The sequence below is a fragment of the Streptomyces sp. NBC_01477 genome (assembly GCF_036227245.1).
Classification (GTDB): domain Bacteria; phylum Actinomycetota; class Actinomycetes; order Streptomycetales; family Streptomycetaceae; genus Actinacidiphila.
Genome location: NZ_CP109445.1, coordinates 782,339 through 804,615, shown reverse-complemented (window position 1 = coordinate 804,615; position 22,277 = coordinate 782,339). Strand labels below are relative to the sequence as shown.

The 22,277-nt window shown below is 76.2% G+C and carries 1 protein-coding gene; it reads left to right on the top strand.

Annotated elements, in window-relative coordinates; all coding sequences use genetic code 11:
* Positions 1-120: 120 nt before the first annotated feature.
* The gene (locus OHA86_RS03115) at positions 121-22,242 is read left to right on the top strand and encodes a non-ribosomal peptide synthase/polyketide synthase (RefSeq protein WP_329172254.1); all 22,122 of its coding nucleotides are present in this window, start codon (positions 121-123) and stop codon (positions 22,240-22,242) included.
* The last annotated feature ends 35 nt before the right edge of the window (positions 22,243-22,277 follow it).

Below are 22,277 nucleotides of genomic sequence, written 5' to 3'. Positions count from 1 at the left end.
GGGCTATCTAGTTAGGTAATCCTTACCTTAATATGGCGTCTGGTCGCGGCTCGTCCGAGCCGTTTCCGCATGTCCTGGGAGGCGCGGGCACCTGTGTCGGGTATTTCTGCTGGTTCGGGAATGTCGGAAGAATCGAGCCGGGGCGGGCTGTCGGCGACGACAGCGCGGTTCTGGCGGGGGAGACTCGTCCCCCTGCCGCAGGAGACCGTCCTGCCCGCCGATGTCCCCTACGCTCCGGCGCGGGCGGGCGTCCTGACCCGCGGTCAGGCGCTCGCCACCCGCGCGGACCGCCCCACCCGGCTCGCCGCGTACGTGGCGCTGCTGCACCACTACGCCGGCGGCGCCGACGACATCACCGTCGGACACGACGGGCTGCCGGTGCGGATCGCCGTCGACGCCGACGCCCCGTTCGCCGACCTGCGCGACCGGGTCGCCGCCGCGTGCGCGGCGGCAGCCGCGCACCGGGCCCCGCTGCCGGCACTCGCCGCGCTGCTGGGGGCCGAACCCACGCGGGGCGGCGGGCTGTTCTTCACCACGGCCCTCAACACCGGTGTCGGCGGCGGCGACGGCTTCGGTACCGCTTCCGGTACGGGCCCGGGCGGCGTCCTTGGCACCGGCGACGGCTCGGGGGACGGCCTCGACACCGGTACCGCTTCCGGCGCCGACGGCTTCGGCGCTGCCCCCGGCACCGCCTCCCCGGGCCACGCGGACAACCCGCTCGACCTCGCCTGGGAGGTGACGGAGGACCAGGTACGCGTCAGCTACCGGCCCGACCTCTTCGCGCCCTCGACCGTCGACCGGATGCTGGACCACTACGCGCGGCTGCTCGCCGACGCGGTGGCCCGCCCCCAGGCCCCGGTCGGCGACCTGGCCGTCCTCGGCGAGCGGGAACTGCGCCGCGTCCTGGTCGAGTGGAACGAGACCGGGCACGACGTGCCCGCCCTGACGTGGCCCGAGATGTTCGCCGAGCAGGTCGCGGCCCGTCCCGACGCCGTCGCGCTGGTCTTCGAGGACACCCGGCTCACGTACGCGCAGGTCGACGCGCGGGCCAACCGCCTGGCCCACGCCCTGATCGCCCGCGGCGCGGGACCCGAGGCCGTGGTGGCGCTCGCGGTGCCGCGCTCGGCCGACCTCATCATCGCCGAGGTCGCCGTCCTCAAGTCGGGCGCGGCCTACCTGCCGGTCGACACCGACTACCCGGCCGACCGCATCGCCTACACCCTCGCCGACGCCGCCCCGGTCTGCCTGGTGACGACCTCCGAGGTCGTCGCCGGCCTGCCGCGGGGCACCGGCACCGCGCTGCTGGTCCTCGACGCGCCGGCCACCGCCGCCGAACTGGCCGGCCGCGCCCCCCACGACCCCGACCGCCGGGGCCTGTCGACCGCGAACGCCGCCTATGTGATCTACACCTCCGGCTCGACCGGCCGCCCCAAGGGCGTCGTGCTCTCCCACGCCGGTGTGGCGGGCCTGGTCGCCACCCAGCGCGAGCGCTTCGGCATCGGACCGCACAGCCGCGTCCTGCAGTTCGCCTCGCCCAGCTTCGACGTCGCCTTCTGGGACCTGTGCCTCGGCCTGCTCTCCGGCGGCCGGCTCGTCGTCGTACCGTCCGAGCGCCGCGTGCCCGGCGCTCCGCTCGCCGACTACGCCCGGGCCAACGGCGTCACCTTCATGATCCTGCCGCCCGCGCTGCTCGCCGCCATGCCGGACGACGTCCGACTGCCCCCCGAGGCCACCCTGCTGGCCGGCACCGAGCGCGTCTCGCCCGAACTCGTCGGCCGCTACGCCCGCGGGCGGATGATGTTCAACGCGTACGGACCCACCGAGGCCACCACCAACTCCACCCTGGGGCTGTGCGACCCGGACACCCCGCCCGGCACCGTCGTGCCCATCGGCGTCCCCGACCCCGGCACCCGCGCCTACGTCCTGGACCGCCGGCTGCGCCCGGTCACCGCCGGTGTCCCGGGAGAGCTCTACCTCGGCGGCGCCGGTCTGGCCCGCGGCTATCTCGGCCGCCCCGCGCTGACCGCGGAGCGCTTCGTCGCCGACCCCTTCGGCGCGCCGGGCGAACGGCTCTACCGCACCGGCGACCTCGTACGCCGCCGGGCCGACGGGCGGATGGAATTCCTCGGCCGCGCCGACGACCAGGTCAAGATCCGCGGCTTCCGCATCGAGCCCGGCGAGATCGAGTCGGTGCTGCGCGCGCACCCGGCCGTCGACCAGGCCGCAGTCGTCGTCCGCGAGGACCGCCCGGGCGAGCGGCGGCTCGCCGCGTACATCGTCCCCTCGCTGAGCCGCGAGGCCGAGGTCGCCGACTGGCAGGACCTGCACGACCTGCTCTACGAGGCCGCCGGGAGCGAGGGCTTCCAGGAGAATTTCGCCGGCTGGAACAGCATGTACGACGGGCTGCCCATCCCGCTCGCCGACATGCGCGAATGGCGCCAGGCCACGGTGGACCGCATCGCCGGGCTGCGCCCCCGGAGGGTCCTGGAGATCGGCGTCGGCAGCGGCCTGCTGCTGTCCCGCCTGGCGCCCGGCTGCGACGCCTACTGGGGCACCGACCTGTCCGCGGCGGCGATCCGCGCGCTGGACGGGCAGGTGCGCGGTGTCCCCGGGCTCGCGGACCGCGTCGAACTGCGGGTCCGCCCGGCGCACGACACCGAAGGGCTGCCCCGCGGCTTCTTCGACACCGTCATCATCAACTCCGTCGCCCAGTATTTCCCGGGCGCCGACTACCTGACCGATGTGCTGCGCCAGGCCGCCACCCTGCTGGCGCCCGGCGGAAGGGTCTTCCTCGGCGACGTCCGCAACCTGCGGCTGCTGCCGACGCTCCGCGCGGCCGTCGAAAGCGGGCGCACCGCGGCGGACGGCGACGACAAGGACGCGCTGCGCGCCGCCGTGGACCGCTCGGTGGCCTGGGAGGGCGAACTGCTGCTGGACCCCGACTACTTCACCTCTCTGGCCGGCTTCACCACCGACGTCCACGTCAAGCGCGGGACCCACCACAACGAGCTGACGCGGTATCGCTACGACGTCGTGCTGCGGCCGGCGCAGGACGGCGACGCGGGTGACGTGCCGGCCTGCCCCGAACTGGCCTGGTCGGGCCCCGGCACGCTCGATGTCCTTGACGGCCGGCTCGGCGCGGCCGACCGGCCGGACCGGCTGCGGGTCACCGGTGTGCCCAACGCGCGCCTGGCGGACGACCTCGCCGCGAGCGGCGCACTGGGTGACAGCAGCCGCCCCACCGCGGACCCGGCCGCCGGAACCGACCCCGAGGCGCTGCACGAACTCGCCGCCCGGCACGGCTACCGCTGCGCCGTCACCTGGAACGGCCCGGCCGCCGACGGAAGCCTCGACGCGGTCCTCGCCCTCGGCGAGGCCCCCTTCGGCACGCTCTACCGCCCCGGCGGCGGCCGGCCGTACGCCAACCGCCCGGCGCCCTTCCGCGATGTCGTCGCCCTGATGCGGACGCTGCGCGCCCACGCCGCCGAGTCGCTGCCCGCCTACATGGTCCCCGCCGCCCTCGTGCCCCTGGACCGGCTGCCGGTCACCCCCAGCGGCAAGCTCGACGGCGCCGCGCTCCCGGTGCCCGACTACGCGGCGCTCAGCTCCGGCCGCGCCCCCGGCGACGCCCGCGAGGAACTGCTCTGCGGCCTGTACGCGCAGGTGCTCGGCCTGCGGGCGGTGTCCGCCGACGACGACTTCCTGGCACTGGGCGGCGACAGCATCGCCGCCATCCGCTTCCTCGTCCTCGCCCGCCAGGCGGGCCTGAACCTCACCCCCCGGGACGTCTTCCGGCACCGCACGGTCGCGGCGCTGGCGCAGGCCGTGGACCGGGCCGCGGACACCGCCGGGGACGCCGCCGAGCCCGACGACGGCCCGCTGGTACGGCTGACGGACGCCGAAGTCGGCCGCCTCCAGGGCGACGAGCCGGTCTCCGTGGCGGAACTGCTGCCGCTCAGCCCGCTCCAGGAAGGCTTCTTCTTCCACTCCCTGGTGGACGGCTCCGACCAGCAGGAATACGTCGTCCAGCAGGCCGTCGAGCTGTCGGGGCCGGTCGATGGACCGCTGCTGCGCCGCGCCGCCCGGCGCCTGATGGAGCGGCACGCGCCGCTGCGCGCCTGCTTCCGGCAGCTCGACGGGGGCCGGCCGGTGCAGATCATCGCCGACGGCCTCGACCTGCCCTGGCGCGAGCTGGACCTGTCCGCCCAGGACCCGGCCACCCGCTCGGCGCTCGCCGACGCCGTCGCCGCCGACGAACGCTCCCGCGGCTTCGACCTCGCCCGGCCGCCGCTGATGCGCTGCGCGCTGGTCCGGCTCGGCGACGGCCGCAGCCGGCTGCTGCTGACCTTCCACCACATCGTGGCCGACGGCTGGTCCCTGCCGATCCTGCACCGCGAGCTGATGGCCTGCTACGCGGACACCCCGGCCGCCCTGCCCGCGGTCACCCCCTACCGCGCCCACCTGCGCCGCCTCGCCGCGGCCGACCACGAGGCCGCCCGCGACGCCTGGCGCGCCGCGCTCGCCGGGGTGGACGAGCCGACCCGGCTGGCAGGACCCGCACCGGCCGGCCCGGCGGCGGTCGAGCCCGCGCAGATCCGTGTCGAGCTGTCCGAGCGGGTGACCGCCCGGCTGGCGGCGCGCGCCAGGGAGCACGGCGTGACCCTGGGCACGGTCGTCCAGGGCGCGTGGGGACTGCTGCTCGGGCGTCTGACGAACCGTCAGGACGTCGTCTTCGGTACGACGGTCTCCGGGCGGGACGCGGCCGTGGACGGCGTCGAGTCGATGGTCGGGCTGTTCATCAACACCCTCCCCACCCGGCTGCGCTGGGCTCCCGCCGACACCCTGGCGCACCTGCTGGAGCGCCTCCAGGCCGAGCAGGGCGCCCTGCTGGACCACCAGCACCTCGGTCTGGCCGAGGTGCAGCGCGTGGCCGGGCTCGCGGGGGCCGGTGAACTCTTCGACACCCTCGTCGTGGTCGAGAACTACCCGGCGGAACCCGGCCTCACCGACCCCACCGGCACCGTGCGGATCACCGGCCACTCCTTCCAGGACGCCGTCCACTACCCGCTGGCCCTGATCGCCAAGCCCGGCCACCGGCTGGACCTGCGCTTCAAGCACCACCAGCGGCTGCTGGACGCCGACGCCGTCCGTGCCGTGGCCGACCGGCTCACCCGCGTCCTGCACGCCATCGCCGACGACCCGGGCCGTACGGTCGCGTCCCTGGACCTGCTGACCCCGCAGGAGACGGCCGCCTCCCGCCTCGAAGGCGCCGCGCACCCCGTCGCACCGACCACCCTGGCCGCCGCCTTCGAGCAGCAGGCCGCCCGTACGCCGGACGCCACCGCCGTCGTCGCCGGCGCGCGGACCCTGACGTACGCCGAACTCGACGCGGCAGCCGGCGTCCTCGCCCGCCGGCTGCGCGCCCGGGGCGCGGGCCCCGACCTCTTCGTGGCCGTCGCCGTGCCGCGCTCGGCGGAGCTGATGGTCGCCCTGCTCGGCGTCCTCAAGTCCGGCGCGGCCTATCTGCCGGTGGACCTGGACTACCCGGCCGACCGGGTCGCCCACATGCTCGCCGACTCCGGTGTGACCACGGTCGTCACCACCGCGGCGCACGCCGCCCGGCTGCCCGCGGCCGAAGGGCGGGAGATCCTCGTACTGGACGGCCCGGCCGAGGAGGAAAGCGCCGTCCCCGGGACGGCCGCGGGACCCGACGACGCCGCCTACCTGATCTACACCTCGGGCTCCACCGGCCGCCCCAAGGGCGTCGTGGTCACCCACCGGGCCGTCGCCAACCGCCTCGCCTGGATGCAGGGCGAGTACGGTCTGGCCCCCGACGACCGGGTGCTCCAGAAGACCCCGGCGAGCTTCGACGTGAGCGTCTGGGAATTCTTCTGGCCGCTGTGCGAGGGCGCCGCCGTCGTGCTCGCCAAGCCCGACGGCCACCGCGACCCGGCGTATCTGGCGGCCCTGGTCCGCGAACAGGCCGTCACCACGCTGCACTTCGTCCCCTCGATGCTGGAGGCGTTCCTCCGGGCCGAGGAGGTCACCCGCGACACCGGGTGGGCCGCGACGCTGCGCCGCGCCTACAGCAGCGGCGAGGCGCTGCCCGCGGCGGCCGCCGCCCGCTGGCAGGCGCTGACCGGGGTGCCGCTGCACAATCTCTACGGCCCGACCGAGGCCGCCGTCGACGTCACCCACCACACCTGCGACGGCGCTCCCGGCGCCACCGTGCCCCTGGGCCGCCCGGTGTGGAACACGGGACTGCGCGTGCTCGACGTGTGCCTGCGCCCGGTGCCCGCCGGAGTCCCCGGCGAGCTGTACCTGACCGGCGTGCAACTGGCCCGCGGCTACCACGGCCGCCCCGCGCTCACCGCCGACCGCTTCGTGGCCGACCCCTACGGCACGCCCGGCACCCGGATGTACCGCACCGGCGACCTGGTGCGGCTCCGCGCGGACGGCGCCGTCGACTACCTCGGCCGCACCGACCGGCAGGTCAAGCTGCGCGGCAACCGCGTCGAGCCGGGCGAGATCGAGGCCGCCCTGGTCCGGCAGCCCGCCGTCGCCCAGGCCGCGGTGACCGTCACGGGAGCGCGGCTGACCGCCTACGTCGTGCCCGCCGCGTCCGCCGTACGGCCCGGGGCCGCCGAGCTGCGCGCGGCCCTGGCGGACGAGCTGCCCGCGCCCATGGTGCCGGACGCCTATGTCGTCCTGGACGCGCTGCCGCTCACCCCGAGCGGCAAGCTGGACCGCGCGGCCCTGCCCGAGCCGGAGGCGGAGCGGGCCGCCCCGCGTGCCCCGCGCACCGCGCGGGAGCGGGCGCTCACCGAGATCTTCGCGGCGGTACTGGGCCTCGAAGAGGCGGGCGCCGACGACGACTTCTTCCTGCTCGGCGGCGACAGCATCAGCTCCATCAGCGTCTCCAGCCGGGCCCGGGCGGCCGGACTGTCGCTCGACCCGCGCGATGTGTTCGAGCACCGCACTCCCGCCGCCCTCGCCGCCGCGGCGGCCCCCGCGGCGCAGCCGCCCGTGCGCGCCGCCGCCCCCTCGCTCGACCTCACCGCGCAGGAGTCCGCCCGGATCCGGCGCCTCGGCGCGGCGGACGCGGACCGCTCGGGCGGTGTGGTGGACGTCTGGCCCCTCGCGCCGCTCCAGGAAGGGCTGTTCTTCCACTCCACCTACGACGACGGCGCGCTCGACGTCTACACCGTCCACGAGTCCTTCGACGTCGCCGAACGGGTGGACGCCGACCGGCTGCGCCGCGCGGCACGCGCCGTGCTGGCCCGCAATCCCGCGCTGCGGGCCGGGTTCACCAGCGACGGGCTGCGCCAGCCGGTCCAGTTCATCCTGGGCGACCCGCGCGTGCCGCTCCAGGAGGTGGACCTGTCCGGGCTGCCCTCGGACGAACAGGACGTACGGCTGGCGGAGTTGACCGAGTCCGAGCGGACCCGCCGCTTCGACCTGGCGGCGCCGCCGCTGCTGCGCATGCTGCTGGTGCGCCTCGGCGCGGAGCGCGGCGACCGGCTGGTCATCGGCCGCCACCTCATCCTGTGGGACGGCTGGTCCGCCTGGCTCTTCCTCGACCAGCTCTTCGCCCTCTACGCCTCCGGCGGCGACGACTCGGCGCTGCCCCGCCCCGGTTCCTACCGCGACTACCTGGCCTGGCTGGACGCCCAGGACGACAGCGCCGCCACCGCCACCTGGCGCGCCGCCCTGGCCGGGCTGGCCGAGCCCACCCTGATCGCGCCGGCCGCCGCCGGGCGCGGCCTGGAGCCGGTCGTCCCCGAGCACCTGGACACCCGGCTGTCCGAAGAGCTGGGCGACCGGCTGCGCGAGACCGCCCGCGGGCACGGCCTGACGCTGAACACCCTGCTGAACACCGCCTGGGGCCTGGCCCTGGCCGCCGCCACCGGCCGCACCGACGTCGTCTTCGGCACGACCGTGGCCGGCCGGCCCAGCGAGGTGCCGGACGTCGAGAACGTCATCGGGATGTTCCTCAACACCGTGCCCGCCCGTATCGCCTACGACCCGGCCGAGCCGGTGCTCGACCTGCTGCGCCGCGTCCAGGGCGAGCGCCTGGCCCTCATGCCGTACGAATACCTGGGCCTGGGCGTGCTCCAGGCCGAGACCGGGCACCGGCGGCTCTTCGACACCCTGTTCGTACTGCGCAACAGCGACACCGAGGACCGGCTGGAGCGGCTGCGCGAGCGGTACGCGGTCACCGCCGTCGCCAATGTCGACGCCACCCACTACCCGGTCAACCTCATCGTGACCCCGGGCCGGCGCACGGGCGTCACCCTCGCCCACCGGGCCGACGTCGTCGGCCACGACCAGGCGCGGCGCCTCCTGGACCGCTTCACCTGCCTGCTGGACCGGATCTGCCGCGACCTGTCCGCGCCGGTCGGCCGCCTCGACCCGCTGCTGCCCGCCGAGCGCGCGGAGCTGGAGCGCGAGGCGGCGGACAGCCGGGTGCCCGCCCCCGAGGAGACCATCGCTGACCTCCTCGCCGCCCAGGCGGCCAGGACCCCCGGCGCCACCGCCCTGGTCTTCGGCGACCGCACGCTCACCTACGCCGCATTCGACGCCGCCGTCAACCGCACCGCCCGCCTGCTGCTGGCCAGGGGCGCCGGTCCCGAGAAGGTGATCGCCCTCGGACTGCCGCGCTCCATCGACATGGTGGTCGCGCTCTTCGCCGTCCTGCGCACCGGCGCCGCCTATCTGCCGCTGGAACTGGACTATCCCGCCGACCGCCTCGCCCTGATGATCGAGGACGCCCGCCCGCTGCTGCTGCTCACCACCACCGCGGTCTCCGCGTCCCTCCAGGGCGGCCTGCCGCGCGTCCTGCTGGACGACCCGGCAGTCGCCGCCGACCTCGCCGGGCTCCCCGGCGGCCCGGTCACCGCGGACTTCAGCCTGGAGCACCCGGCCTACGTCATCTACACCTCGGGCTCCACCGGCCGCCCCAAGGGCGTCGTCACCCCCTACCGGGGCCTGACCAACATGCAGCTCAACCACCAGAAGGAGGTCTTCGCCCCGGCCGTCGCCGCCGCCGGCGGGCGCCGGCTGCGGATCGCGCACACCGTCTCCTTCGCCTTCGACATGTCGTGGGAGGAGCTGCTGTGGCTGGTCGAGGGCCACGAAGTGCACGTGTGCGACGAGGAGTTGCGCCGTGACGCGGAAGCCCTGGTGGCCTACTGCGAGCGGCACAGGATCGACGTCGTCAACGTCACCCCGACCTACGCCCGGCTGCTGATCGAGGAGGGCCTGCTCGACGGCCATGTGCCGCCGCTGGTGCTGCTGGGCGGCGAGGCCGTCCCCGACAGCGTCTGGTCCCGGCTGCGCGACACCCCGGGGACGTACGGCTACAACCTGTACGGCCCGACCGAGTACACCATCAACACCCTCGGCGGCGGCACCGGCGACAGCGCCACCCCCACCGTCGGCCGCCCCATCCGGGGCACCCGCGCCCACATCCTCGACGCCTGGCTGCGCCCCGTACCGCGGGGCGTGCCGGGCGAGCTGTACATCGCCGGAATCGGCCTGGCCCGCGGCTACCTCGACCGGCCGGGGCTGACCGCCGAGCGCTTCGTCGCCGACCCGCAGGGCCTGCCCGGCGAGCGGATGTACCGCACCGGCGACCTCGTACGCCGCCGCGGGGACGGCAACCTCGACTTCCTCGGCCGCACCGACGACCAGGTCAAGATCCGCGGCTACCGCGTCGAGCCGGGCGAGATCGAGGCGGTGCTCGGCAGCCACCCCCAGGTGGCCCAGGCCGCCGTGACCGTACGCGGCGACCGGCTGGTCGGCTACGTCGTACCGGCCCGGCTCGACGGCGCCGAGCGGGAGTCGGCGGAGACCGCGCAGGTCGGCGAGTGGCGGGAGATCTACTCCGACGAGTACGAGGAGATCGGCACCGCCGTCTTCACCGAGGACTACGCCGGCTGGGACAGCTCCTACGACGGCCGGCCCATCCCCTTCGACCACATGCACGAGTGGCGCGAGGCCACGGTGGCGCGGATCCGCGAACTGCGGCCCCGCCGGATCCTGGAGATCGGCGTCGGCTCGGGACTGCTGCTCTCCCGGCTGGCCCCGGACGCGGAGGCGTACTGGGCGACGGACTTCGCCGCCCCCGTCATCCGCAAGATCGGCGAGGACCTGAGCCGCGACCCGCGGCTGGCCGCCAAGGTCGAGCTGCGCTGCCGCCCGGCCGACGACCTGGGCGGCCTGCCCGCCGGTCACTTCGACACGATCGTCGTCAACTCCGTCATCCAGTACTTCCCGAGCGCCGACTACCTGGCGTCGGTGCTGCACGGCGCCATGGACCTGCTGGCGCCCGGCGGCGCGCTCTTCGTCGGCGATGTGCGCAACCTGCGGCTCGCCCGCACCTTCCACACCGAGATCCAGCTCGCCCAGGGCCTGTCGGGTGCCGAGCTGGACCGGGCCGTCGAGCGCGGGCTGCGGCTGGAGAAGGAACTGCTGCTGGACCCCGACTACTTCACGGCGCTCGGCTACGGGGTGGACCTGCGCACCAAGCGGGGCCGCCACCACAACGAGCTGACCCGGCACCGCTACGACGCGGTGCTCTACCGTGGCGCCCCCGACGCGGTCCTCGGCGACGAGCCGTCGGCACGCTGGGACGCCGGGCTCGACCTGGCGGGGCTGCTGGCGGCCGAGCGCCCCGACCGGCTGCGCGTCACCGGCGTGCCCGACGGGCGGCTCACCCCGGCCGGCGTCGACCCCGAGGCGCTGCACGACCTGGCCGCCGCGGCCGGCTACCGCGCGCTGACCACCTGGTCGCGCGAACCGGGCACCTACGACGCGGTCTTCCTCGCCGGGGACCCCGTCCGGGTGACCGCGGGCCTCTACACCCCGGGCGGCGCCACCGGGCCGCTCGCCAGCGACCCGGCGGGCGCGCGCGACGCGGGCGCCCTGGTCCGGCGGCTGCGCGAGCACCTCAAGCAGCAGCTGCCCGACTACATGGTCCCGGCCGCCTTCGTGACCCTCGACCGGCTGCCGATGAACGACAACGGCAAGCTGGACGTCCGGGCGCTGCCCGACGCCGAGCCGGCCGTCGCGCTGGGCGGCGGACGCGGCCCGCGGACGCCGCGGGAAGAAGCGCTGTGCCGGCTGTTCGCCGAGGTGCTCGGCCTGCCCGAGGTCGGCGCCGAGGACGACTTCTTCGACCTGGGCGGGCACTCGCTGCTCGCCACCCGGCTGGTCAGCCGGGCACGCGCGGAACTCGGCGCCGAACTCGCCATCCGCGACCTGTTCGAGGCGCCCACCCCCGCCCGGCTGGCCGGCCGCGCGGACGCCGGACGGCCCAGCCGCCCCGCGGTCGCGCCCGTCGCCGACCGGCCCGAGCGGGTCGCGCTGTCGGCCGCCCAGCGCCGGCTGTGGCTCGTCGGGCAGCTGGCCGAGGGCGGCGCGGCGTACAACTTCCCGCTGGTCGTGCGGCTGCGCGGCGCGCTGGACACCGGCGCGCTGCGACAGGCGCTGCGCGATGTCACCGGGCGGCACGAGGCGCTGCGCACGCTCGTCGGGGAGCACGGGGGAGCGCCCTACCAGCGCATTCTGACCGCCGCCGAGGCCGAGCCCGGCTTCACCGTGACCGACTGCGCGCCGGACGCGCTCGCCGGCCTGATCGGGGCGGCCCAGCGCCGCCCCTTCGACCTGGCGCGCGAACTGCCGCTGCGGGCCGAGGTGTTCCGCCTCGGTCCCACCGACCACGCGGTCGCGCTGGTGCTGCACCACATCACCACCGACGAGTGGTCCGACCGGCCCTTCCTGGCCGACCTGAACACCGCCTACGCGGCGCGCGCGGCGGGCCGGGAACCGGCATGGCCGGCGCTGCCCGTGCAGTACGCCGACTACACGCTGTGGCAGGAGCGCCTGCTCGAAGACGTCGGCGCGGCGCAACTCGACTACTGGACGCAGGCGTTGGCCGGCCTGCCGGAGGAGATCGCGCTGCCGCTCGACCGGCCGCGCCCCGCCGCGCCCACCGGCCGCGGCGGCACGGTGCGCCGCGAGGTGCCGCAGGACGTGGGCCGGGCGCTGCGCGAGCTGTCCGGCGCGACCGGCACCAGTATGTTCATGGTCCTCCAGGCGGCCACGGCCGCGCTGCTGCACCGGCTCGGTGCGGGCGAGGACATCCCGCTGGGCGCGCCCATCGCCGGGCGCACCGACAGCGCGCTGGACGACCTGGTCGGCTTCTTCGTCAACACCCTCGTGCTGCGCACCGACCTGTCCGGCGACGGCCTGACCTTCCGGCGCCTGCTCGCCCGGGTGCGGGAGTCGGCGCTGGCCGCCTTCGAGCACCAGGACCTGCCCTTCGACCGGATCGTGGAGGCGGTCAACCCGCCGCGCGTGGCGGGCCGCAACCCGCTGTTCCAGGTGATGCTGGGCTACCACTACCGCCCCGACGGCGACCCGGACCTGCTCGGGCTGCCGACCCAGTGGTCCGCCATGGAGAACGGCACGGCCAAATTCGACCTCGACGTCACCTTCGTGGACGCCGGCGACGCGGGCGGTCTGATCACCCTGCTGCTCGAATACGCCGCCGACCTGGCCGACCCGGACACCGCGGCCCTGCTCGCCGAACGGCTGGTGCTGCTGCTGCGCCAGGCCGCGCGGACCCCGGACGCGCCGCTGGCCGCCCTCGATGTGCTCACCCCCGCCGAGCGCGAGGCCGCCGCCGGCGGCTGGAACGCCACCGCCCACCCGCTCGAGACCCGCGCCGTCCCCGAGATCCTCGCGGACACCGCACGGGCGCACCCCGGCCGTACCGCCCTGGTCACCGCGGCCGGGCGGCTGACCTTCGCCGAACTGGCCGCCAGGGCCGAGTCCATCGCCGCGCTGCTGCGCGGGCGCGGCGCCACCGACGGCACGGTGGTGGGCCTGGCCCTGCCCCGGCACGAGATGGTGCCCGCGGTGCTGGGCGTGCTCCGCGCGGGCGCGGCGTATCTGCCGCTGGACCCCGGCCTGCCGGCCCACCGGCTGGAATTCATGCTGCGCGACGCGGCCCCCGCGCTGCTGCTGACCACGGCGGAAGCGGCGGACCGGCTGCCCGCGGCCGACGGCGTCGTACGCCTGCTGCTGGACGGCCCGCTGCCGCCCGCCGCGCACCCCGCGCCGCGCACGTACCACCCGCAGTCGGCCGCGTACACGATCTACACCTCCGGCTCCACCGGCACCCCCAAGGGCGTCGTCGGCACCCACCGCGGTCTGAGCAACCTCTACGCCGCGCACCTGCGCGACCTGCTGGAACCTGCCGTGCGCGACACCGGGCGGGCGGCGCTGCGCGCCGTCCACGCCGCCTCCTTCAGCTTCGACGGCTCCTGGGAGCCGCTGCTGTGGCTGCTGGCCGGCCATGAACTGCACGTCGTGGACGAGGCCACCATGCTGGACCCGGCCGCGCTGCTGGGCTACCTGGACGAGCGCGGCATCGACTTCGTCGACCTCACCCCCACCTATCTGCGCGAGCTGCTGCACCACGGCTTCCTCGCCCCCGGCAGCCGTACCCCCGCCGTCATCGCCGTGGGCGGCGAGGCCACCCCGGCGGCCCTGTGGCAGCGGCTCACCGCGACTCCCGGCACCGCCGTCCACGACCTGTACGGACCCACCGAGTGCGCCGTGGACGCGTACGGGTGGCACGGCGGCGACACCGGGCGGCCCGCCTGGGCCGCCCCGCTCGACAACATCCGCGCCCATGTGCTGGACGGCCGGCTGCGGCCCGCCCCCATCGGCGTCCCCGGTGAGCTGTACCTCGCCGGCGAAGGCCTCGCCCGCGGCTACCTCGGCCGGCCTGCGCTCACCGCCGAGCGGTTCACCGCCAGCCCCTACGACGGCCCCGGCGCGCGTATGTACCGCACCGGCGACCTCGTGCGCCGCCGCCCCGACGGCACCCTGGTCTTCCTCGGCCGGGCCGACGACCAGGTCAAGCTGCGCGGGTTCCGTATCGAACCCGGCGAGATCGAAGCCGTCGTGACGGCGCACCCGGACGTCTCGGCCGCCGCCGTCGTGGTGCGCGAGGACACGCCCGGCGTGCGGCGGCTCGTCGCCTACGTGGTGCCCGCGACCGGCCGCACGCCCGCCCCGGCGGCCTTGCGCGCCCACGCGGGGGCGTCGCTGCCCGACCACATGGTGCCCGCCGCCTTCGTCGCCCTCCCCGTACTGCCGCGCACCGTCAGCGGCAAGCTCGACCACGACGCGCTGCCCGGCCCGGACTTCGCCGGGGCGGTCGGCGGACGCCTGCCGCGCACCCCGCGCGAGGAAGTGCTGTGCGAGCAGTTCGCGGCCGTCCTCGACGTGGACGGGATCGGCGTCGACGACGACTTCTTCGCCCTCGGCGGCCACTCGCTGCTCGCCATGCGGCTGGTCAGCCGGATCCGGACGGTGCTGGGCGCCGAGGTGCCGCTGCGCGCGGTCTTCGACACCCCCACCGCGGCCGGGCTCGCCGCCGCCATGGACGCCGCGCACGGCCCCGCCCGCCCCGCGCTCACCGCCGGGCGGCCATGGCAGGGCCGGCTGCCGCTGTCCTCCGCCCAGCAGCGGATGTGGGTGCTGCACCAGGTGGGCGGCGCCGACACGGCGGACGCCGCCGAGCCGGCCTACAACATCCCGGCCGCCTGGCGGCTGAGCGGCCCGCTCGACCGGCCCGCGCTGGAGGCGGCGGTCAACGACGTCGTCGCCCGGCACGCCGCCCTGCGCACCCTCTTCCCGGCCGGGGACGGCCTGCCCCACCAGCACGTGCTGGAACCCGGCCAGGCCCGGGTCACCCTCCGGGACGCGCCCTACGACCGGTTCGCGGAGCACACCCGGCACCGCTTCGACCTGGAGCGCGAACTCCCGCTGCGGGCCACGCTCTTCGCGGCCGGCCCCGACGAGCACGTCCTGCTGCTCCTGCTGCACCACATCGCCACCGACGAGTGGTCCGACCGCCCGCTGCTCGCCGACCTGAGCGCCGCCTACGCGGCGCGCGCCGCGGGCCGCGCGCCCGAGCGGGCACCGCTGCCGGTGAGCTACGCCGACTACACGCTCTGGCAGCGCGACCTGCTCGCGGACACCGGCGAGGACCTGCTCGCGTACTGGACCGGGGCCCTGCGCGGCCTGCCCGCGGAGATCGCCCTGCCCACCGACCGGCCGCGCCCCCCGCTGCCGGTCCGCGGCGGCGGCACCGTCGGCTTCACCGTCGGGCCCGGCCTTGAGCGCGGCCTGCGCGAACTGGCCCGGCGCGAGGGCGCCAGCATGTTCATGGTCGTCCAGGCGGCCGTGGCCGCCCTGCTGCACCGGCTCGGCGCGGGCGACGACATCCCGCTCGGCGCACCGGTCTCGGGGCGTACCGACGAAGCGCTGGACGACCTCGTCGGCTTCTTCGTCAACTCCCTGGTCCTGCGCACCGACCTGTCGGGTGCCCCGGACTTCGCCACCCTGGTGCGCCGGGTCAGGGAGACCGACCTGGCCGCGTACGAGCACCAGGACCTGCCCTTCGACCGGCTGGTCGAGGCAATGGGCCCGGAGCGCTCGCTGTCCCGGCACCCGCTCTTCCAGGTGATGGTCGTCCACCTCGCCGCCCCCGGCGGCACACCCGACCTGCCGGGAATGGCCGTCCGGCCGGAGCCGGCCGGGCAGGGGGCCGCCAAGTTCGACCTCAGCTTCGACTTCGTCGAGCAGGGCGAGGGCCGCGGCGTCCAGGGCTGGATCGACTACAGCGCCGACCTCTTCGACCGCGGCACCGTCGAACTGATGGCGCGCCGGCTGCTCGGCGTGCTCGAACAGGTGGTGGCCGACCCGCGGCGCCCGCTCGCGCGGCTGGACGTCCTCGACGCGGACGAGCGGACGAAGGTCCTCAGCACCTGGAACGACACCGGCCACGAGGTCGCCGCCACCACACTGCCCGAGCTCTTCCGCGCCCAGGCCGCCCGCACCCCGTCGGCGACCGCGCTGGTCTTCGAGGGCGCCACCCTGACCTACGCCGAGCTCGACGCCCGCGTCGAGCGGCTGGCGGGCGCCCTGGCGGCCGCGGGAGCCGGCCCCGGGCGCACCTGCGCGGTCGCCCTGCCGCGCTCGGCGGCGCTGGTGGTCGCGCTGCTCGCGGTGCACCGGGCCGGCGGTGCCTACCTGCCGCTGGACGCCGGCTACCCGGCGGAGCGGCTGGCCTTCATGCTGGCCGACGCCCGGCCCGTGTGCGCCGTCACCGCCGCGGGGGCCGCGGTCCTCGACCCGGACATCCCGCGCCTGGAGGTGGACGCCGGCGGCGCGGTCGCCGACGGCACGCCGCGGGCGCCGCTGCCCGCGTCCCACGACCCGCGCCACCCCGCGTACGTGATCTACACCTCAGGCTCGACCGGCCGCCCCAAGGGCGTCGTCGTCCCGCACGAGGGGATCGTGAACCGGCTGGCCTGGATGCAGGCGCGGTACGTCCTCACGGCCGACGACCGGGTGCTGCAGAAGACCCCGTCGAGCTTCGACGTGTCGGTGTGGGAGTTCTTCTGGCCGCTGACCACCGGCGCGACCCTGGTGGTGGCCCGGCCGGACGGCCACCGCGACACGGCCTACCTCGCCGCCCTCGTCCGGGAACAGGCGGTCACCGTCGCGCACTTCGTACCGTCGATGCTCCAGGCCTTCCTCGACGACCCGGCCGCCGCCCGCTGCACCGGCCTGCGGCAGGTGATGTGCAGCGGCGAGGCACTGCCCGCGCCGCTGGCCCGCCGCTTCCGGCGGACGCTCGGCGCGGCCCGGCTGCACAACCTCTACGGACCCACCGAGGCGTCCGTCGACGTCACCGCCCACGAGGTCGCCCCCGGCGCGCAGGCCGTCCCCATCGGCCGCCCGGTGTGGAACACCAGGACCTACGTCCTGGACGCCGCGCTGCGCCCGGTGCCGCCCGGCGTACCGGGGGAGCTGTACCTCGCCGGCGTCCAGCTGGCGCGCGGCTACCTCGGCCGGGCGGCCCTGACCGCCGAGCGCTTCACCGCGGACCCCTACGGCCCCGCGGGCACCCGGATGTACCGCACGGGCGACCTGGCGCGCTGGAACCGGCAGGGCGAGCTGGAGTATCTGGGCCGGGCCGACGACCAGGTCAAGCTGCGCGGCTTCCGTATCGAACCCGGCGAGACCGAGGCCGCCCTGACGCGCCGTCCGGACGTCGCCCGCGCCGCCGTCGTCGTCCGCGACGAGCGCCTGGTGGCCTACGTCGTCCCGGCCGCGGGGAGCACGCCGGACCCGGCGGAGCTGCGCGCCCGCACCGCCGCCGCGCTGCCCGGCCACATGGTCCCCGCGGCCGTCCTCGTCCTGGACGCCCTGCCGCTCACCGCGAACGGCAAGCTGGACCGCCGCGCCCTGCCCGCGCCCGACTTCGGGGCCGAGGTGTCGGCCGCGCTGCCCGCGACACCGCGCGAGGCGCAGCTGTGCGCGCTGATCGCCGCGGTCCTCGGGCTCGAACGCGTCGGCCCGGGCGACGACTTCTTCGCGCTCGGCGGCGACAGCATCGGCGCCCTGCAACTGGTGGGCCGCAGCCGCGCCGCGGGGCTGCTGATCTCCCCGCGCGACGTCTTCCTGCACAAGAGCGCCGCCGCGCTGGCCGCCGCCGCCTCCGACGCGGTACGCCCTGACGGCCACGACGGTGACGCGGACGCCGGGCTGCTGGACCTCACCGAGGCCGAGCGCGCCGAAGTGCGCGGCCTCGGCGACGCCGCCCTGCTGCCGCTCTCGCCGCTCCAGGCGGGCCTGCTCTTCCACGCCTCCTTCGACTCCGGCGAGCAGGGTCCCGACGTCTACACCGTCCAGGTGTCCTACGACCTCGAAGGCCCGCTGGACGCCGACCGCCTGCGCGCCGCCGGGCAGGCCCTGCTCGACCGGCACGAAAGCCTCAGGTCCGGCTTCCGCTACCTGTCCACCGGACGTCCGGTGGCCGTCGTGCCGCGCGGCGTGCCGCTGCCCTGGCGGCACGTCGACCTCACCGCGGGCGAGGCCGGCTGGGAGCGGCTGCTGCTCCAGGAGCGGCGCCGCTTCGACCCCGCGCAGCCGCCCCTGCTGCGGCTGCTGCTCGCCCGGCTGGCGGACGGCAGGCACCGCCTGGTCCTGTCCCACCAGCACCTGCTGCTCGACGGCTGGTCCGTGCCGCTGCTGACGGCCGAGCTGTCCCGGCTGTACGAGGGCGGCCCGGCGGAACCGCCCGCCGCCGCCCCCTACCGGGACTACCTGCGCTGGCTCGCCCGGCAGGACACCGCGGCCTCCGCCGCCGCGTGGGCCGGCGCCCTCGACGGCCTCGATGAGCCGACCCGGCTCGTCCCGGCCGACCCCAACCGGGCCCCGGCCGTCCCGCGCACCCACACCGTGGAGGTGGACGCCGCCCTCACCGACGCCCTCACCGCGCTCGCCCGCAGCCGCGGCCTGACCCTCAACACCCTGGTGCAGGGCGCCTGGGCCATCCTGCTGTCCCGGCTCACCGGCCGTGACGACGTGGTCTTCGGCGCCACCGTGGCCGGGCGCCCCCCGGAGCTGGACGGTGTCGAGTCCATGATCGGCCTGTTCATCAACACGGTCCCGGTGCGGGTGCTGATCCGCGACGGCGAACCGGTCGGCGACTTCCTGGACCGCCTCCAGGACGAGCAGTCCCGGCTCATCGACCACCAGTACCTGGGGCTGGCCGACATCCAGCGCGCGGCGGGCCTCGGCGAACTCTTCGACACCCTCGTCGTCTTCGAGTCCTACCCGGTCGCCGACGACGACGGCGCGAGCGGGCCGCGGATGACCGTCCGCGACCACGAGGACTCCACGCACTACCCGTTCGCCTGGGCGGTGGAGCCCGCCGAGAGGCTCCGGCTGACCGCCGAATACCGGCCCGACCTCTTCCCGCCCGAGGCCGCCGCGCGGACGGCGGCCTCGATGGTCGCCCTCCTCAAGGCGATGACCGCCGCCCCCGACCGGCCCGTCGGCCGCCTCGACGCCCTCACCCCCGCCGACCGCGGGACGGTCCTGCACACCTGGAACGACACGGCCCTGCCCGCGGCCCCCGGCAGCCCCGGCACCGTCCCGGCGCTCTTCGCCGCCCAGGCCGCGGCCACCCCCGACGCGACGGCCGTCACCGACGCGGCGGTCAGCCGGACCTTCGCCGAACTGCACTGGCGCGCGGACCGGTTGGCCCGGGTGCTGGCCGCCCACGGGGCGGGCCCCGAGCGCATCGTGGCGCTGTCCCTGCCGCGGACCGCCGACCACATCACGGCCATCCTCGCGGTCCTGGCGTCGGGCGCCGCCTATCTGCCGCTGGACGCGGACCTGCCCGCCGACCGGCTGCGCGACATGCTCGCCGACGCCCGCCCGGTCCTGGTCCTCACCACCGAGGACCGCGACGCGGCCTTCGCGCCGCTCGGCGTCCCCCGGCTGCTGATCGAGCGGACCGACGGCCTCCCGCAGCGCGAACCCCAGGCCCCCGCCCCCGACCACCCCGCCTACGTCATCTACACCTCGGGGTCGACGGGCAAGCCCAAGGGCGTGGTCGTCACCCACCGCAGCGTGGCCAACCTCTTCCACAGCCACCGCCGCGACCTGCACGACCGCGCCAAGGAGCTGACCGGCGAGCGGCACCTGCGGGTCGGCCACGCCTGGTCCTTCTCCTTCGACGCGTCCTGGCAGCCGCAGCTGTGGCTGCTCGACGGCCACGCCCTGCACATCGTGGACGACGAGACACGCCGCGACGCCGACCTGCTCGCCGCCTTCGTCCGCGACCGGCGGCTGGACTTCATCGAGGTCACCCCCTCCCTGCTGGCGCAGATGATCGACGCGGGCCTGATCCGCGACGGCCGCTGCCCGCTGGCGGTCGTCGGTGTCGGCGGCGAGGCGGTCCCCGACGCCCTGTGGAGCCGGCTGGCCGCGCTGCCCTCGACCGAGGCCTTCAACCTGTACGGCCCGACCGAGGCCACCGTCGACGCGCTGATCGGCCGGGTCCGGGACAGCGAAGGCCCGCTCGTCGGCCGTCCCGTGCACAACACCCGGGCGTACGTGCTGGACGCGCGGCTGCGCCCGGTCCCGCCCGGCGTCACCGGGGAGCTGTACCTCGCGGGCGCGGGCCTGGCCCGCGGCTACCTCGGCCGCCCCGGTCTGACGGCCGAGCGCTTCACCGCCGACCCGTACGGCCCGCCCGGGACCCGGATGTACCGCACCGGCGACCTGGCCCGCTGGACCGAGGACGGCCTGCTGGACTACGCCGGCCGCTCCGACGACCAGGTCAAGATCCGCGGCTACCGGGTCGAACTCGGCGACGTCGAGGCGGCGTTGGCGACCCACGAGGCGGTCGCCCAGGTGGTGGTCGTCGCCCGCGAGGACCGTCCGAGGAGCCGCCGGCTGGTCGGCTACGCGGTGCCCGCCGAGGGCGCCGCCGCGGACCCTGCCGCCCTGCGCGCCCACGTGGCGGGCCGCCTGCCGGAGTACATGGTGCCGGCCGCCGTGCTCGTCCTGGACCGGCTCCCGCTGCTGTCCAACGGCAAGCTGGACCGCAAGGCGCTGCCCGCCCCCGACCTCACGGCGGCGAGCGGCGGCCGGCCGCCGCGGACGGACAGCGAGCGGGTCCTGTGCGCGGTCGTCGCCGACACGCTCGGGCTGCCCCCGCGGGCCGTCGGCGCCGACGACGACTTCTTCGCCCTCGGCGGCGACAGCATCGTCGCGATGCAACTGGTCAGCCGGCTCCGCGCGGCGGGCCTGCGGGTCACCCCGCGGCAGATCTTCCAGCACCGCGACGTCGCCTCGCTGGCGGCGGCGGCCGTACCGGTACGGCCCGCCGACGCGGCCAGGACCCACGACGACGGCACCGGCGCCGTCGCGCTCACCCCGATCATGCACGCGCTGCGCGAACGCGGCGGTCCCATCGCCGGCTACCACCAGGCCGCCCTGCTGCGGACGCCCGCGGCGCTGGGGGAGGCCGGGCTGCTGGCGGTCCTGCGGGCCGTCGCCGAACGGCACGACATGCTGCGGGCCCGCCTCGAACGCGACCGCGCCGAGCCCGGCGGCGCCGAGGCGTGGACGCTGCGGGTGCCGCCGCCGGCCGAGGCCGACGTGGCGGCCTGGCTGACCCGGGCGGAGGTGACCGGTCTGGACGACGCGGGGCTGCGGGCGGCCATCGCCGAGCACGCCGCCGCGGCGCGGGCGCAGCTCGACCCGGACAGCGGCGCCATGGTGCGGGCCGTGTGGTTCGACGCCGGCCCCGGGCGGCCGGGGCGCCTGCTGTTGCTCGTCCACCACCTGGTGGTGGACGGCGTGTCGTGGCGGATCCTGCTGCCCGACCTCGCCGCCGCGTGGCAGCAGGCCGCGGCGGGCGCGACCCCGCGGCTCGACCCGGTCGAGGTGTCCTTCCGCCGCTGGTCGGAGCTGATCGGCGCGCGGGCGGCGGCGCCCGTCACCGAGGACGAACTGCCGCGCTGGACCGCCGCCCTGGCCGAGGGCGCGGCGCTGCCGCTGGCCCGCCCGCTCGACCCCCGGCGCGACACCGTCGAGACCACCCGCTACCTGTCGCTGACCCTGCCCGCCGACGTGACGGCCCCGCTGCTGAGCCGGGTGCCCGCCGCTTTCGGCGCGACGGTCAATGACGTCCTGCTGACCGCCTTCGCGCTGGCCGTCGCCGACTGGCGGCCCCGGACGACCGGGGCCGGAACCGAGCCGGGGGCCGGGACCGGGGCCGACAGCGCCGTGCTGGTGGACCTGGAGGGCCACGGGCGGGAGGCGGAGATCGCGGGCGACGCCGACCTGTCCCGTACGGTCGGCTGGTTCACCTGCGTCGTCCCGGTCCGCCTCGACCCGGGCGCGATCGACCTCGCCGACGCCTTCGCCGGCGGCCCGGCCCTGGACGCGGCGGTCGCCCGGATCGGGCGGCACCTGGCCGCGCTGCCCGCGGGAGGTGTCGGCCACGGCCTGCTGCGCCATCTGAACCCGGGGACCGGACCGGAGCTGGCCCGGCTCGGCGAACCGCAGATCGAGTTCAACTACATGGGCCGCTTCGACCACCCGGAGGCCGCGGACTGGTCCTACGCCGACGAGGGCGACGCGGCCGACCTCGACGCCGACCCCGGCATGCCGATGTCGCACGCCCTGACCGTCAACGCGCTCACCGAGGACCGCCCCGGCGGCCCGGAGCTGGGCGCCCACTGGGCCTTCGCCGCGGAGCTGCTCACCGAGGACGCGGTCCGCGACCTGGCGCGGACCTGGTTCCTGGCCCTGCGGGCGCTGGTGGACCGCGCCGAACGGCGGCCGTCCTGACCCGCCCGGCCGTCCTGACCCGCGCGGCCACCGCC